Genomic DNA, 15269 nt, shown 5'->3' on the forward strand with positions numbered 1-15269 from the left:
ATAAGATAAGAGATATAAGCTGAATTAGTGAAATGATAAAGGGTGGGCAGGATGCAAAAATGGTATCAGATTTTTCAAAGAAATACGGGACTTAACCCGTATGTATGGGTTGTCTTTTATATCCTGCCCTTCTATTATTTTAGCTCCTCATCTACAAGCCATATTGTGCTGGGTACCATCATTATTTTAGTGTTTTTTGCTTGTTATGTACTGGCTTTTGTCTCTCGGGGGTGGCTGATCTACTTCTGGACGAGTGTACAAATTGCGATATCCATTACCATGACGTTGCTATTCAGCTATATGTATTTCTCGATATTTATCGCTTTTCTGATTGGTAATATCAAAAGCAAGGCCGCATTCACTACACTGTATATTGTTCTGATGGTCTGTACCATTGGATTGATCAATTACGGCTTCGTAGCCCAAGATCCTGTTTTTATTAAGCAGCTTCCTTTTATTCTGCTGAATCTGCTTGGTGTAATCTTGATTCCGATAACCACTTTTAACCGAAATAAAAGTGATCGGCTTCAAGTGCAATTGGAGGATGCCAATAAGAAAATATCGGAATTGATTAAGCTGGAGGAGCGGCAAAGAATTGCGCGCGACCTGCATGATACCCTGGGGCAGAAGCTATCGCTCATCGGGCTGAAAAGTGATTTGGCTGGCAAGCTGATGGATCAGTACCCGGAGCGGGCTCACGCTGAAATTAACGATGTTCGTCTTACGGCGAGAAGTGCGTTAAAAGAAGTGCGGGAAATGGTCACACAGATGCGAGGTATGCGATTAGAGGATGAATTACTGCGTATTCGGCAGATTTTAAAGGCAGCTCACATTGAATTCACCTTGGAGGGCGATCCGAAGCTGGAGCATACGTCTTTAATGAACGAGAATGTGCTTAGTATGTGTATGAAAGAGGCGGTGACCAATGTGGTGAAGCACAGTGGCGCTACAGCCTGCTCCATTACCATTGAGCCCTCTCGTAAGGAGCTGACCCTTCGGATTCAGGACAATGGAGTCGGCATTACGGGAGAAAGTGCAGCCTTTCGGGGGAATGGTTTGCAAGGGATGAAGGAAAGGCTCGAATTTGTGAACGGCTGTATGGAACTGCGTTCAGATCAGGGAACGGCCCTGATCATAAAAGTGCCGAATATCACTGAAAAGCCAAATGAGGAGGTGGGGCCATGATTCGAATCGTCATTGCGGAAGACCAGCGTATGCTGCTGGGTGCTTTGGCCTCCCTGCTGGACTTGGAAGAGGACATGAAAGTAGTCGGAAAAGCAAGCAACGGGGAAGAGGCTTTAGAGCTGGTCAAGCTGCATCAGCCGGATATATGCATCATGGATATCGAAATGCCAATCAAAAGCGGATTGGATGCGGCTGAGGAACTCAAAGGCTTGAATTGCAAGGTGCTGATTCTGACCACGTTTGCCCGTCCCGGATATTTTGAACGGGCTATCAAGGCAGGTACGCACGGTTATCTGCTCAAGGACAGTCCCAGTGAAGAACTGGCTTCCTCGATTCGAAGTATTATGGCAGGCCGTCGCATTTATGCTCCAGAGCTGGTCGATGATGCTTATGCCGAAGTTAACCCGCTGACCGAGCGTGAGAAGACCGTCTTGGCGCTCATTGCTGACGGGAAGAACACTAAAGAGATTGCCGGTGAACTGTACCTGACGACAGGGACGGTGCGTAATTACATTTCAGTCATTCTGGATAAGCTGGGTGTCAGCAATCGAATTGAGGCGATTACGCGTTTTAATGAAAAAGGCTGGTTTAAATAAGCGTAAGGCATAAATGTTCAAGGAGAAACAGGGGAGCTATGAAGGAAGACATAGCGTCTCTGTTTTGTTGTTTTATCGGAGGATACATAAGAGAAAGTATATGCCTTTAGCCTACTTCCTTGTGATACAATAGGATAGCTATCCATGGGATGGACCGAAGTACAAGGAGGAACGGAACTACATGAAACAAGCCCCATTTATAGCTGTTGAAGGGCCGATCGGAGCAGGGAAAACGACGTTGGCTTCCATGCTTTCAACGGAGCTGCATATGCCGATTATTAAAGAGATTGTCGAGGAGAACCCGTTTCTCGATAAATTTTATCAAAATATAGATGAGTGGAGCTTCCAACTGGAAATGTTCTTTCTCTGCAATCGGTACAAGCAACTGGAGGATACCGGCCTGCAATATATCGAGAAGGCACAGCCTGTTATTTCAGACTATCATATTTATAAAAACCTCATTTTTGCTGAGCGGACCCTAAAGGGTGTGAAACTTGAAAAATATCGCCAAATCTATCATCTGCTCACCGACGATATGCCTAAGCCGGACGTGATCATATACATTAAAGCCGATTTGGATACGTTGCTGGGCAGAATCCGCAAACGGGCGCGCTCCTTTGAACAGGAGATGGACCCGGCATATCTGGAGCAGCTCATCACCGATTATGATAATGGCATACAATTTCTCGCCAAACAGGCTCCTTTTCCCAAGATATTGACCGTTAACGGGAATGAGATTGATTTTGTAGAAAACCGAGCACAATTTGAACAGATTGTTTCTGATGTAAAGGAGCTTATTCAATGAATAAATACAACATTCCCGCGAATGCCCTGATTACGGTAGCGGGCACGGTAGGTGTGGGGAAATCCACACTAACGGCTGCTTTGGCTGAACGCCTGGGCTTTAAAACCTCCCTGGAGAAGGTAGATCATAATCCATATCTGGAGAAGTTTTATCACGATTTCGAAAGATGGAGCTTTCATCTGCAAATTTATTTTCTGGCCGAGCGCTTCAAGGAGCAAAAAAATATTTTCTTATCCGGTGGAGGCTTTGTGCAGGACCGTTCGATTTATGAGGACACAGGAATTTTTGCGAAAATGCATGCCGACCAGGGGACGATGAACCCTACGGATTATGAAACGTATACCAGTCTGTTTGAGGCGATGGTGATGACGCCATTTTTCCCGCACCCGGATGTACTGGTCTATCTGGAAGGCAGCTTGCCATCCATACTGAGCCGGATCGAGGAGCGCGGTCGTGAAATGGAGATCCAGACAGAGCGATCTTATTGGGAGCAAATGTATCGCAGATATTCCAATTGGATCAACGAGTTCGATGCCTGTCCTGTGCTGCGTCTGAACATTGATGAATATGACGTGCATGACCCAGCTTCCATGGATGCCATTTTGGTAGAGGTAGGCAAGGTAATTTCTAAAAAATAAAAATTGTTGACCGTCCGTGAGGACGGTTTTTTTTGTGTTACACATTTCTAAAAGCCTTGCACATCTGTGCAGGTAAGCACGCTGAAAATGATCCATTAGGAATATGGATTGGCGGTCATGAAGCTGGTATATTTTGATTGATGGATATGAGAACGTATGTTCTTTATTGTACTTTCTTATTCATTGTCGTGGTATAATATGAGCAGATGGAGCTGATTCTAGTGGTAGAAATGCTGGACCCCCGCAATGACTTTTTGTTTAAGCGCATTTTCGGAAGCGAGGAAAATCGTGATGTGCTTTTAACTTTTCTAAATCGTACCTTTGAGGAAGCGGGGAAACCTCCATTAACGGAAATTGTACTTTTGAATCCGTATACGGATAAGGACGCACCGCGTGATAAGCAGTCTATTTTGGATATTCGGGCCAGAACGTCGGAAGGTCAGCTCATTAATGTGGAGATGCAGCTTTTCAATAAGTATGACATGGATAAACGAACTTTGTTTTATTGGAGTAAGCAGTATGCAGGACAATTGTACGAAGGCCAATCCTATAAGCTGCTGAGAAAGTGTGTAACGATCAACATTTTGAATTATTCCTTCCTACCGAACAGCCGTTATCATAATGTGTTTCATTTGGCAGAGGACCGTACGGGCATCCCGTTTAGTGATGATATGGAGTTGCATTTTTTGGAACTGCCCAAACTGGATGAGCACGAGATTCCGGCTGGTAGCGGTGGCTTGGTCAACTGGCTTCTGTTTCTAAAGGGAAGTAATCCATCTCAATGGGAGGTACTAGCCATGAATGAACCCGGTTTGAAAAAGGCGATGACTACGCTGGAGTTTCTAAGTCAGGATAAAGAGGCGCGTTTACAGTATGAAGCCCGACAAAAGTACCTGCATGATGAGGCTTCCATGATCGAAGGCGCAAGGGAGGAAGGCTTGAAACTAGGTAAGGCAGAGGGGAAGGCTGAAGGTAAAGCAGAAGGTAAAGTTGAAGGAGAGCGCCAGAAGGCAATTGAAATCGCACGAAATATGCTGAATATGGGGCTTGAAATTGAAGTGATTGTAAAAGCATCTGGTTTATCCGAGTCAGAGGTGCGTTCGCTGAAAGTATAAATCAGAAACAACATACAAGGACTGTGGTACAATCAGAATGAATTGGCTGATGACCGCAGTCTTTTTTTGTCGAATAGATTATCTCCAAGGACGAAGTATGCTTAACTGTATAGTGGACAAGCTTAGGCTAGAATGCGAGAATGGATACATATTTTAAATGTAAATTACTCACGGGGAAGGATGGGATACTGTGATACGTTTTGGTATTGTTGGAACCAACTGGATAACGGAGAGGTTTATTCAAGCCGCGGTAGAGACGGACGAATTTGCCCTGACGGCGGTATACTCACGAACAGAGGATAAAGGCAAAGCTTTTGCTGCCAAGAACAACAGCCATCCGGAGGTATTTACAGACTTAGCGCAAATGGCTGCAAGTGATCAGGTGGATGCCGTATACATTGCCAGTCCCAACTCCTTGCATGCGGAGCAGGCGATTGTGTGTATGAATCACGGAAAGCACGTACTGTGTGAGAAGCCGTTTGCCTCCAATGCAACGGAGGTGCAGAGCATGATTGAGGCTGCGCGCAACAATGATGTTTTGCTAATGGAGGCCATTAAATCTACGCTTATGCCAAACTTTAAAATTGTTAAAGACCATATGTATAAAATAGGCCGTGTTAGGCGTTATTTTGCAAGTTATTGTCAATATTCATCACGTTTTGATGCTTTTAAGCAAGGAAAAGTGTTGAATGCCTTTAATCCGGCTTTTTCGAATGGCTCATTGATGGACCTTGGGGTTTATTGCTTGTATCCTATGGTGGCATTGTTCGGCAAACCGGAGGAAGTTCGCGCGGTTGGCGTGCTCTTGTCTTCTGGTGTAGATGGGGAAGGCAGCATCGCTATGCGATATCCGGATATGGACGCCGTCGTCATGCACTCCAAGATTACCGATTCATATTTGCCTGCTGAAATTCAGGGTGAGAATGGAACGATGGTGATCGACAAAATAAGCCAGCCGTATGAGGTGAAAATTCATTATCGGGACGGCACGATTGAGGATCTGACGAAAGCACAGACCCGTGAACCGATGTATTATGAAATTCAGGAGTTTATTGATCTGATTAAAAGCGGAGAACGTAATAGCTCCATTAATTCACTGGAGTGTTCACTCGCAGTCGCCGAAGTGATGGAGGATGCAAGACAGCAGATTGGTCTTCGATTTGAAGCGGATTTGAAAAATACGTCTGCACATTAGTCTGTTAAATACTTCCACCTAAAAAAAGATATCCTACATCCTTATTGGCTGCATGGATATCTTTTTCATTTTCTTACGGGACATCTGTTGCTGTGCTTGTAATACTTTCACCCTGTTCGAAAGCTGGTAAAACATACATAATGCTAATAACAAGTTCAACGTTTGAATATGAAGTTAAATACAGGAGGATGAAACGGTGGCTTATCAAGAAATCAATGGAGTACGAGTATGGGGAGCGCCTGATGCAGGAGCATTATCTCAAGCCCGTACTTGTGCCGAGAACGGTAATGTGATTCAGGCGCTGCTGATGGCGGATCATCATAAAGGCTACAGTCAGCCGATTGGCGGCGTGATGGTATATGACGGACAAATTTCACCTTCAGGTGTCGGGTATGATATCGGATGCGGAAACAAGGCGGTTAGGACCAAGCTGTCCGCAGCAGATATTTTGCCACGTATTTCATCCATTATGGATGAGATTGCACGTCATATTTCCTTTGGCGTAGGCCGTGTAAATGCGGTTCAGGTAGATCATGAGCTGTTCGATGACCCGGATTGGGCGGTATATGCTGCGATTGGGAAACAGGAGCATGACAAGCTGAAATCCTTGGCAAGAGACCAGTTGGGTACGGTGGGGAGTGGTAATCATTTTGTTGACGTATTCGTGGAGGAAGCGACAGGTCAGGTCTGGATTGCGAATCATTTTGGAAGCCGGGGCTTTGGACACAAAACAGCAAGCGGATTTCTAAACTTGGCGGCAGGACGGGAGTTTCTCGGAAAAGCGCCGGGAGAGCATATGGATCAACCGCCAGTGCTGCTGGACATGAATAGTGAGTTGGGGGATATGTACTACCGTGCGATGCGGCTTGCCGGACGTTATGCTTATGCGGGACGGGATTATGTGATAGATCAGGTGCTTGGTATAATGGGTACCGAAGCGGACTTTGCCGTGCATAATCACCATAATTACGCATGGAAAGAGCAGCATGATGGACGTGACACGATTGTAGTCCGCAAAGGTGCTACTCCCTCGGCTCCCGGCCAAACGGGTTTTATTGGTGGAAGCATGGGTGATATTTCGGTGATTGTACGCGGTAAGGATACGGTAGAAAATAGCGATTCCTACTATAGTACAGTTCATGGTGCAGGACGCATTATGAGCCGTACGCAGGCAGCCGGTAAAATGAACTGGAAAACCCGTACGCGCAGCGGCGGGCAGATTACGGACTTGCAGATGAAGGAGGCCGTACAGGACTATGGTGTCGAGCTGCGCGGAGCGGGTACGGATGAAAGCCCGTTCGTTTACCGCAAGCTGCGCGAGGTGCTGGACGCTCATGCTGAGACGGTGGAGGTTCTGCATGAGCTCAAGCCTATTGGAGTATGTATGGCGGGGGCGAATGAATTCGATCCGTATAAGGATTAATGAAAAGATTTAGTAATAAAAAGAGACTATATCCGGCAGAAACGATCATTCGCCGGATATAGTCTCTTTTGAGTATTATAGTCTCTTTAATTCTTACAATTGGTCCGCAAACAGCTGTTCTTTGATATAAGAGACTGGCATTTCTTGGCCTGTCCACAGCTCGAAAGCAAGTGCGCCCTGCCACAGCATCATGCCCAGACCGTTAATGGCTGTTGCACCTACCGATTCGGCTTGTTCCATCAGCTTGGATTTAGCCGGGCTGTATACTACGTCGGTCACGATCAGATCGGAACGAAGCATGGACACATCTTCAATCACACTTTTGCCTTCCAGCGGTTTCATGCCGACGCCTGTACCGTTAGCGAAGATATGACTTGTGCGGATCTCTTCACGTAATTGTTCTTGATCCTCCAGAGGATATATATTTGCTTTGACTTGGGTGTGTTTCATATCTTCATTAATAATACGGACATTTTCTTCCGCACGGGCAAAGAACTGATCATTACGGGCAAAGATTGAAATTTCACCCAGACCTGCTTGAGCTGCTTCAATAGCAATGGGTGTAGCTGCACCGCCAGAGCCGACGAGTGTCATTTTTTTGCCTTTCAGATCAATACCGTGTTCACGCAGGTTGCGAACATAACCAGATCCGTCTGTGCTGTAGCCTTTCAGCTTGCCATCCGTATTTACGACGGTGTTGACGGCACCTGTAAATTTAGCGCTGTCGTCCAGCTCGTCAAGGTACTGCACAATGGCTGTTTTGTTTGGCATGGACACGTTATAACCGCGTATGTTCAGAGCACGCAGACCGCGTACGACTTCTTCCAGCTGTTCATTTCCTACTTCAAAGGCCATATACGCGTTGTTCAGGCCCAGTTTTTCAAACGCGAGATTATGCATAGCCGGGGACAAAGAATGTCCGATCGGTGTAGCAAGCAATCCGATTAATTGTGTTCTTCCGTCAATACGTCCAGCATTTTTCATGATATAAGCCTCCAAGTAATCTTTGTAGTTTAATGAAACACTTTTTTATATCGATAAGCAACAAACACGGCCAGTAAAATACTGACTACGGCAATCGCAATATCCAGAATGAACACGGAAGTAATTCCGAGGCTCTTGGACATGCCCCCGGTAGCTAACGGCATCAGGATGAACGAAAGACTGGCTGCAATGTTCACGAGAGAAGTCGTAGTCCCTTTGTTTTTGCGGAAGAATTCCGTCATGACGGTGAGAGCAATTTGGAATATACCTGCGGTAGACAATCCGATTAAGAACGAACTGATTATCGTAGCGGCAGGATTGTGCCAAGTAATTAAAGCCAGCAAGGAAAGCAGGGCAATAAACGGATATATAATCATGACAGTAACCGGTTTAATGAATCTGCCAAGTACCACGGCTAACAGAATAACGGAAACCAGCGAACCTATACTATAGTAGCTCAACAGTTTAATAGCACTGGCTTTCTCCATACCCAAAGCCTCTTGCCCAAAGGTAGGAAGCCATAGCTGCACGACCATGAACAATACAGTGGAAGTAAACCCGATAATGATCAGAGAAAGACCCTCTTGCCAAAACTTAGGCTCACTGCGGAATGTATCCACGGATTGAGCAGCCTTGGTTGTAGCCTTTTGTTCCTCCATTTTGTGATTGGGAAAGGCTGTCGTCGATAAGAAGATACCGCTCAGCAGATAAATACCTGCCGGAATAAAGAAGGAGTAGCCATAGAACATATTGTGATCGATAAAGAATGCAATCATGAACGGAATAACAATGGCACCGATAGAAACGGATGCTTTGACCAAGACCGTTGCAGAGCCGGCTTTTTTTCCGAACCCTTCAATTAATGCGGGATACGTTCCCGAATCCATCATGGAGTTACAAAGCCCTGCGATAATAGCAAATACGAAAGCCAACGTATAGTTGGGTGCAAGGGGAATACCGATCAGGAAAATTAAATAAGCAAATGATGCAATCACAACGAGTGGCTTTCTTCCATACTTGTCTGACATTTTCCCGGCTACCCCGAGCGCCAGCAGCTTACCGATCCCGATCGCTGACACCAGATAGCCGATGGCTGCTTTATCCGTGTTCAATTGCACGGTCAGGAAGCTCATATTCGAGGAGAGGATAACATTGATCATACCCAAAAGAAAATAGTTGATGTAAAGCCCTGTTGCCATTCTGATATAAGGATTTTTCATGAGTATAGCTCCCAACTTAAGTTTTAGATCCATCGTCTAATAGTGAAAAAATTCACATTGTTTCTATGTCTTTATTATAAAAGGAGTGCTATTATAAATCCAATGCATATTTCTATTACTTTTCATAGTTTAGGTCTATAATTTAAAATATAAATTAAAGAAGGGAACTACATAATTATGAACCTGAAGCACTTACAATATTTTCGTGTACTTGCGGAGATGGAGCACTTTACCCAAGCAGCTATGCGGCTATGTATTACTCAACCCAGTTTAAGCCATGCGATTTCAGAATTAGAAAAGGATCTGGGAGTTCATTTGTTTGAAAAGCAGGGGAGGAATATTCGGCTGAACAAATACGGACGATTTTTCCTGAAATATGTGGAGCATGCCATGAGTGAATTGGAGAAGGGAGAGCACAACTTGCGTGAACTGGTCAGTCCTAACCACGGGAATGTGGATCTGGCGTTCATTTACACGTTAGGCTCGCACTTCATTCCAGCGATTATTCAGGCCTTCTCCGCCTCGGATGCCCGCAAAGATATATCTTTTTCTTTTCATCAAGGGAACACGAACGATATTATCCAGGGCTTGAAGCAGGAGCATTACGATGTGGCTTTCTGTTCTCACATGGAAAATGAACCGGACGTTGAATTCATTCCGTTGGCTCTGCAGGAGCTGGTCGTTATTGTTTCACCAGATCATCCGCTGGCTTCGCTGGACCAAATCGATCTCAAGGATACGGCGACATATCCTTTTATCTTTTTTAACAAGAAAAGCGGTATACGTCCCATTATTGAAAATCTATTCGCCAGAGTAGGAGTTACTCCAGAGATTATTTGCGAGATTGAAGAGGACACGGCGATGGCAGGGCTGGTATCTGTGAATTACGGAATTGCGGTCATGCCCCGAATTTCATCGTTGGATTATTTTAACGTCAAAACATTGCCTATTGTTAATCCCGAATACGAGCGTTTTATCTATCTGGCGAGCATCAAAAACAGGTATTTATCCCCGGCTGTAGTGGACTTTCGGAACTTTTCGCTCAGCTACGGTGAGGAATTTTATTTAAAAACGCATCAGCGTGTCTAAATGTGTGTCTCGCAATATTTAAACTTGATAAATTTAAAAATGTGTTCTATACTTCATCATCGACACACATGATGTGAAATGATTCACATTAGTGGCATCACAAGACTTACTCACAAAAGCTGGTGAATTCACGATGAAACGTTCTTCTTTTCCAGTGGCGTCCGGCCTTTATGTAAACTATCTTCTGTTTGGTATGTTTAACATTATGCTGGCGTCACACATGTCCTTTTTAACCGAGCATTTGCATACAGATCAGGCGGGAATCAGTCTTCTGGTATCCGCAATGGGATTTGGCAGGCTGTTTACGCTGTACCTATCCGGGGTGCTTTCCGACCGTTATGGTCGCAAGCCGTTTATTGTGGCCGCAGGGCTATTAATGGCCGTTTTCCTGGTCGGTATACCGTTAAGCCCCAGCTTTGAAATGGCAATGGTGCTGGCTGTGCTGGCAGGCGTAGCGAATTCTTTTCTCGATTCAGGCACTTATCCAGCTCTGATCGAAGCTTTTCCCCAATCCTCCGGTTCGGCTACCGTGCTGGTGAGAGGTTTTATATCCATCGGAGCGGCGTTTTTACCGTTAATGATTATCTTTTTTATGAATCACGATATTTTTTACGGGTTCTCGTTCTTTTTACCAGCACTCATATTTGGTATGAATGCGATTTACCTGTTCAAAATGAAGTTTCCAGACATGCGGGTTCAGGCGCCCAAGGAGCCAGTTCACGATACATCTGTATCTAACGTGGAACAAACGGTAGAGCTAACAGCAAATGACCGGAGCAAGCCGCGCTTCTGGCAGGAAGGGCTTTGCCTTATTGTTCTCGGCTTTACCGGGCCTACCTTGCTGTATATTGTTCAGTTGTGGCTGCCTACTTTTGGACAGCAGTTTATCGGTATGACTGAATCAGAGTCGCTGAGATTATTAGTCTATTACAATGTCGGTTCTCTCGTCTCCGTATTTGTATTGGTGGTTGTGTTAAGAAAGTGGATCAAACCGGTTCACATTATTCTCATTTATCCATGCATTTCTTTGTTGGCCTTTGGAGCATTACTCCTTTTCAAATCACAGGCTGCGGCCATTATTAGCTCATGTATCATCGGATTTTCCATTTCGGGTGTGCTTCAACTGACCTTGACCGTAATGAGTGAGTTTTTCAGTCAACGAAAAGGACAGATTACGGGATTTATTTACACGGCAACTTCTCTGTCATACACGGTCATTCCTGTGTTTACGGGGTTCCTTTTGAAGCATTCCCAAATATCCAGTGTGTTCATGCTGGCTATTATTGTGAATGTGGTGGGTATTGTGCTGGCGGTATTTGTTAATTTCCGGTACAGTACCGTTTTTCCATCAAGTCGCAAATTGTCCCCTAAAATCGCGCTTGATCCAGAGTAAGCCAACAATCGGGGACTAATCATCAGCTGGCTTATTCAGAATGCGTTATACTATGAAATATTGTAAATGCTCGACTTAAAACTATGATTTGGGAGTGAGTTTGATATGGCAAAAATCGTTAAAGTGAAAGATGTTCTGATCGGTGAAGGTGCGCCTAAAATCTGTGTTCCGATGGTGGGAGAAACGTTGAAGCAACTGAAGGAAGAAGCTGCCCATTTGCGTACACTCGACCTGGATATCGTGGAGTGGAGAGTCGATTTTTTCGAGCATGTAGAGGATTTGGAGAAGGTTAAGGCTGCCTTGATTGAAATCCGGTCCATCTTGGCGAATATTCCGCTCGTCTTTACGTTCCGCAGCGCTCGGGAGGGCGGGGAAAAGGAAATCAGTACGGCGAGTTATGTGGAGTTGAATCGTACGGCAGCCGAAACGGGACAGGTAGATATCATTGATGTGGAGCTTTTTAATGACGAAGCCGATGTGAAGGCGCTGGTGGAAGCTGCGCATAAGCATAACGTATCCGTAATTATATCCAATCACGATTTCCAGAAGACGCCGCCAAAAGAGGAAATCGTATCTCGTTTGCGCAAGGCGCAGGAGTTGGGAGGCGATTTGCCTAAAATAGCGGTTATGCCGACATGTACGGCCGATGTGCTGATCTTGCTGGATGCCACGCGTACCATGGCTGAGGAATACGCAGACCGGCCTATTATTACGATGTCGATGGCGGGAAAAGGTGTCGTGAGCCGTCTGACCGGAGAGCTGTTTGGTTCGGCTTTAACCTTTGGTGCCGCTAAGAAAGCTTCCGCGCCGGGGCAGATTCCTGTCACTGAACTGAGAGAGATATTGAATGTATTGCACAGTCATTCGTAAAAAGGTATGAATGCTGGCAACCCATGTGCCAGTATCCAAAAAAGGAAGGCCCGTATGCCATAGGCATGATGGAGCCTTCCTTTTTGTTAAGTGTTTGTGAGTTTGGGAGACGCAAATGGTCTTCCGATGTCATCCTGTCAAATGCTTAATTTAATCCCCGTGTAGGCTCATACAGTTCCCAACCGAGATTTAGAGTTTGGATAATATAGTCTGCGACTTCTTCCGCATCCAACTGATCCGTATTGATCTTGGAGTGATTCACCGCGTAAATGCCCTGTCTGGAACGGAAAAGAGCTTCGATTTCCTCCAAATTCTTGTTTTGCAGATTGGGACGGGTATCGATGAGCATCTTGAGTCGATCCTTCCAGGATTCCCAATTTAAATCTAAAAAGAAGACGATAGATGAAGCCAGACAAGCCTGTTTAACCTCTTCTTGTAAAAAAGCACCGCCGCCAACCGAAATGACTTTCAATCGAGTATTGCTGCATAGTTTGAGAATATGGTCTTTTTCAATCTCGCGGAAACCTTTTTCTCCATATGTTTTGAAAATTTCTGTTGTCGGCATGTTGTACTCTTGTTCAATCTCCTGGTCAATATCCAAGAAATCTCGATACAGCTTGCGCGCCAGATGGGAACCAATCGTTGTTTTGCCTACGCCCATAAAGCCGATGAGCACAATATTTTGTTCTCTTAATGGGATCTCTCTCTTGTTTTGCACCATAACCACTCTCTTCTCACCAGTAATGTTGAGATGTAACGCTTCAAAGCACTAAATACATTATACGTTCATCAAACGTGTCATTCAATAGTATAGATCACATCAAAAACGAGGTATAGGACGAAAGTGGCTTCTGATTACCATTTTGGGGATGTAGAGCATATAACGAGACTAGATCATGAAGCCAATTGATGCATAATTTGACGAAAAAACAAACTTATACAAGCATAAAAAGGCAATATTCTGTACTTAATTGAAAAAAAGGACATATTTTGCCGGAAAATATATTGAAATTACTGGAAGTAAGAATATAATAGAGTTATACAAATTGTAAATGTAATCGCTATATTTACAATTTGTGTTTATTTAAATTCATGGCATTGGGTTACTTTGAACCAAATACCAAGTGTACATATGTAAATAGTAATATACAATTTTGCAGACATGTACCGGTCAATGGGTTCATTGTACGAAGGCGGTGATACGATCTACAGGTTCTAGTCAACTACGAATGGAGTGGCGGAAATAAAAAATATCTACGAGAGGGATGAATTGAAATGAACACAAGCACAGCCAAAGTATTGAAAAAGGGAATGAGTATCGCTTTATCAGGTATGCTGGTCGCTTTATTTGTCGGCAATTATTCTGCTCATGCAGCACCGGAAGTCGTTAGTAAAACGATTCTTGTAAAAGCCGGAGAAGTATATGATGGTAAGGGAAAGACGGTAGCCGCTGATCCAAAAACCTTGGGTGACGGAAGCCAGGCTGAGGCCCAAAAGCCTATTTTCAAGCTTGAAAATGGTGCAACTTTGAAAAATGTAATCATTGCTGCGCCTGCTGCGGATGGTGTGCATGTGTATGGCAACGGAACCATTTCCAACGTAACGTGGGAGGATGTAGGTGAAGATGCATTGACGCTTAAAGAAAAAGGTACGGTAAACATAACAGGCGGTGGAGCGTTCCATGCATATGATAAAGTCTTCCAAATCAATGCCGAGGGCACGATTAACATTAAAAACTTTAGAGCTGATGATATCGGAAAGCTGGTTCGCCAACTGGGCGGCTCTACTTTTAGAGTGAATATGACTTTGGATAACTCGGATATTTCCAATGTAAAGGATTCGATCCTGAGATCGGACGGTCCTAACAGCACAGCTAAAATTACGAACACTCGTTATCACAATGTGCCACAATTGTTCAAGGGCTTTAAATCCGGTAATACGAGTGAGTCTGGCAATACTAAATATTAATCGGAACAGGATAGAGCGGGAATGGGAATCAATAGATCTTGATTCTATCCTTGTATAGATTGAAAATAAGGGCTGTCCCACAGATCGTTTGGATCTGATGGGACAAGCCCTATTTAGCTTCTATTTGTTTTTCGCGCCACCGGAAGATACCGTTGGAACGCTCAAAAGACAAGCCGGGCTTCGTTCAGAACGAGTACTGTGATATGATCTTGCTATTACATTTTATACAAAAAAGTTGGGAAGCTATGAATCTATTTCATCCATATGTGAATGTTGTCGGTACATTGAATGATACGCAGGTGTGGAGGCGGGAAGTTTTATATACAGGTACAAATGGTCGGCATGTTGAACGTTTTTACGTGTCACCTTATGAGAGTTATGTGTTCAAGCCGTTAACCAATGATGAGCAAGCAGGCCGGGAGAGATGGGTATATGAGCATGTGCTTGCTTCGTTGCCACCCATCTATCCCCGACTGCTGGCCTGTTCTGGCGCAGGCATAGATGGCGGAGGGGAATGGATGATTTTTGAGGACCTTGGTCCTCTGCACCATCTACATGAAGAAGAAACAATGCTACGAGCTGTTGGACTTGTAGCAGGGTGGCATTCTTTGCCGTCGGAGCGTTTTGCTGGAATGCCACTTCGAGGACCCAAGCCGCTTATTCAGGATATGGTTTCTGAGCTGTATGAACGCAAGTTCGATGTGCTGGAGCTTTGCAGTTCACTGGGATTCTCCAAACAGCAGGTGCAACGTATTTACGTACAACTGGAGTACCAGTCTTTTGCCCAG

Annotated in this window: 14 protein-coding genes and 1 pseudogene; 12 read left to right on the plus strand and 3 right to left on the minus strand. The window is 44.7% G+C overall.

The features are described 5' to 3' along the window. The first annotated feature begins 51 nt into the window (after nucleotides 1–51). The 7 genes from C1I60_RS10195 (at nucleotide 52) to C1I60_RS10225 (ending at nucleotide 6957) form a co-directional block, all read left to right on the plus strand. Complete coding sequence (locus C1I60_RS10195; protein WP_137061627.1) at nucleotides 52–1185, plus strand: sensor histidine kinase; 1134 nt, start codon at nucleotides 52–54, stop codon at nucleotides 1183–1185. Then, complete coding sequence (locus C1I60_RS10200) at nucleotides 1182–1781, plus strand: response regulator transcription factor (RefSeq protein ID WP_025683815.1); 600 nt, start codon at nucleotides 1182–1184, stop codon at nucleotides 1779–1781. The genes C1I60_RS10195 and C1I60_RS10200 overlap by 4 nt, the downstream gene beginning before the upstream one ends. A 181-nt stretch (nucleotides 1782–1962) precedes the next feature. Then, nucleotides 1963–2586 (plus strand): deoxynucleoside kinase, encoded by a 624-nt coding sequence (locus tag C1I60_RS10205; RefSeq protein ID WP_137061628.1) that lies wholly within the window; start codon nucleotides 1963–1965, stop codon nucleotides 2584–2586. Continuing rightward, the gene (locus tag C1I60_RS10210; protein ID WP_044646624.1) at nucleotides 2583–3224 is read left to right on the plus strand and encodes a deoxynucleoside kinase; all 642 of its coding nucleotides are present in this window, start codon (nucleotides 2583–2585) and stop codon (nucleotides 3222–3224) included. Before C1I60_RS10205 ends, C1I60_RS10210 begins: the two co-directional genes overlap by 4 nt. Before the next feature lie 206 nt (nucleotides 3225–3430). After that, complete coding sequence (locus C1I60_RS10215; protein ID WP_137061629.1) at nucleotides 3431–4339, plus strand: Rpn family recombination-promoting nuclease/putative transposase; 909 nt, start codon at nucleotides 3431–3433, stop codon at nucleotides 4337–4339. Between the two features lie 193 nt (nucleotides 4340–4532). After that, complete coding sequence (locus tag C1I60_RS10220) at nucleotides 4533–5534, plus strand: Gfo/Idh/MocA family protein (RefSeq protein WP_137062228.1); 1002 nt, start codon at nucleotides 4533–4535, stop codon at nucleotides 5532–5534. Between the two features lie 196 nt (nucleotides 5535–5730). Beyond that, the gene (locus C1I60_RS10225; protein WP_137061630.1) at nucleotides 5731–6957 is read left to right on the plus strand and encodes an RtcB family protein; all 1227 of its coding nucleotides are present in this window, start codon (nucleotides 5731–5733) and stop codon (nucleotides 6955–6957) included. A 93-nt stretch (nucleotides 6958–7050) separates the two neighbouring features. On the opposite strand, the gene C1I60_RS10230 is transcribed toward C1I60_RS10225, so the two are convergent. Continuing rightward, nucleotides 7051–7941, minus strand: coding sequence for a shikimate dehydrogenase (locus C1I60_RS10230; protein WP_137061631.1), 891 nt, complete (start codon nucleotides 7939–7941; stop codon nucleotides 7051–7053). A gap of 29 nt (nucleotides 7942–7970) precedes the next feature. After that, nucleotides 7971–9161, minus strand: coding sequence for an MFS transporter (locus C1I60_RS10235; protein WP_137061632.1), 1191 nt, complete (start codon nucleotides 9159–9161; stop codon nucleotides 7971–7973). Between the two features lie 177 nt (nucleotides 9162–9338). On the opposite strand from C1I60_RS10235, the gene C1I60_RS10240 reads away from it, so the two are divergent. From C1I60_RS10240 to aroD, 3 genes are all read left to right on the plus strand, one after another. Continuing rightward, a complete protein-coding gene (locus C1I60_RS10240; RefSeq protein WP_137061633.1) occupies nucleotides 9339–10250 on the plus strand; it encodes a LysR family transcriptional regulator in 912 nt (303 codons plus the stop codon). 133 nt (nucleotides 10251–10383) lie between these two features. Then, nucleotides 10384–11643 carry an MFS transporter gene (locus tag C1I60_RS10245; protein ID WP_137061634.1) on the plus strand — a complete coding sequence of 420 codons (1260 nt, stop codon included), beginning with the start codon at nucleotides 10384–10386 and terminating at the stop codon, nucleotides 11641–11643. Nucleotides 11644–11748: 105 nt separating this feature from the next. After that, nucleotides 11749–12513, plus strand: a complete 765-nt coding sequence (aroD, locus tag C1I60_RS10250) for a type I 3-dehydroquinate dehydratase (protein WP_137061635.1) — start codon at nucleotides 11749–11751, stop codon at nucleotides 12511–12513. A gap of 145 nt (nucleotides 12514–12658) precedes the next feature. On the opposite strand, the gene C1I60_RS10255 is transcribed toward aroD, so the two are convergent. After that, the gene (locus tag C1I60_RS10255) at nucleotides 12659–13231 is read right to left on the minus strand and encodes a shikimate kinase (protein ID WP_137062229.1); all 573 of its coding nucleotides are present in this window, start codon (nucleotides 13229–13231) and stop codon (nucleotides 12659–12661) included. A 557-nt stretch (nucleotides 13232–13788) separates the two neighbouring features. On the opposite strand from C1I60_RS10255, the gene C1I60_RS10260 reads away from it, so the two are divergent. Then, complete coding sequence (locus C1I60_RS10260) at nucleotides 13789–14481, plus strand: pectate lyase (RefSeq protein ID WP_137061636.1); 693 nt, start codon at nucleotides 13789–13791, stop codon at nucleotides 14479–14481. 245 nt (nucleotides 14482–14726) lie between these two features. After that, a pseudogene (locus C1I60_RS25530) lies at nucleotides 14727–15269 on the plus strand (protein licA); the annotation flags it as partial.

Origin of the sequence: Paenibacillus terrae, assembly GCF_005217525.1 — a bacterium.
Lineage (GTDB): Bacteria > Bacillota > Bacilli > Paenibacillales > Paenibacillaceae > Paenibacillus > Paenibacillus terrae_C.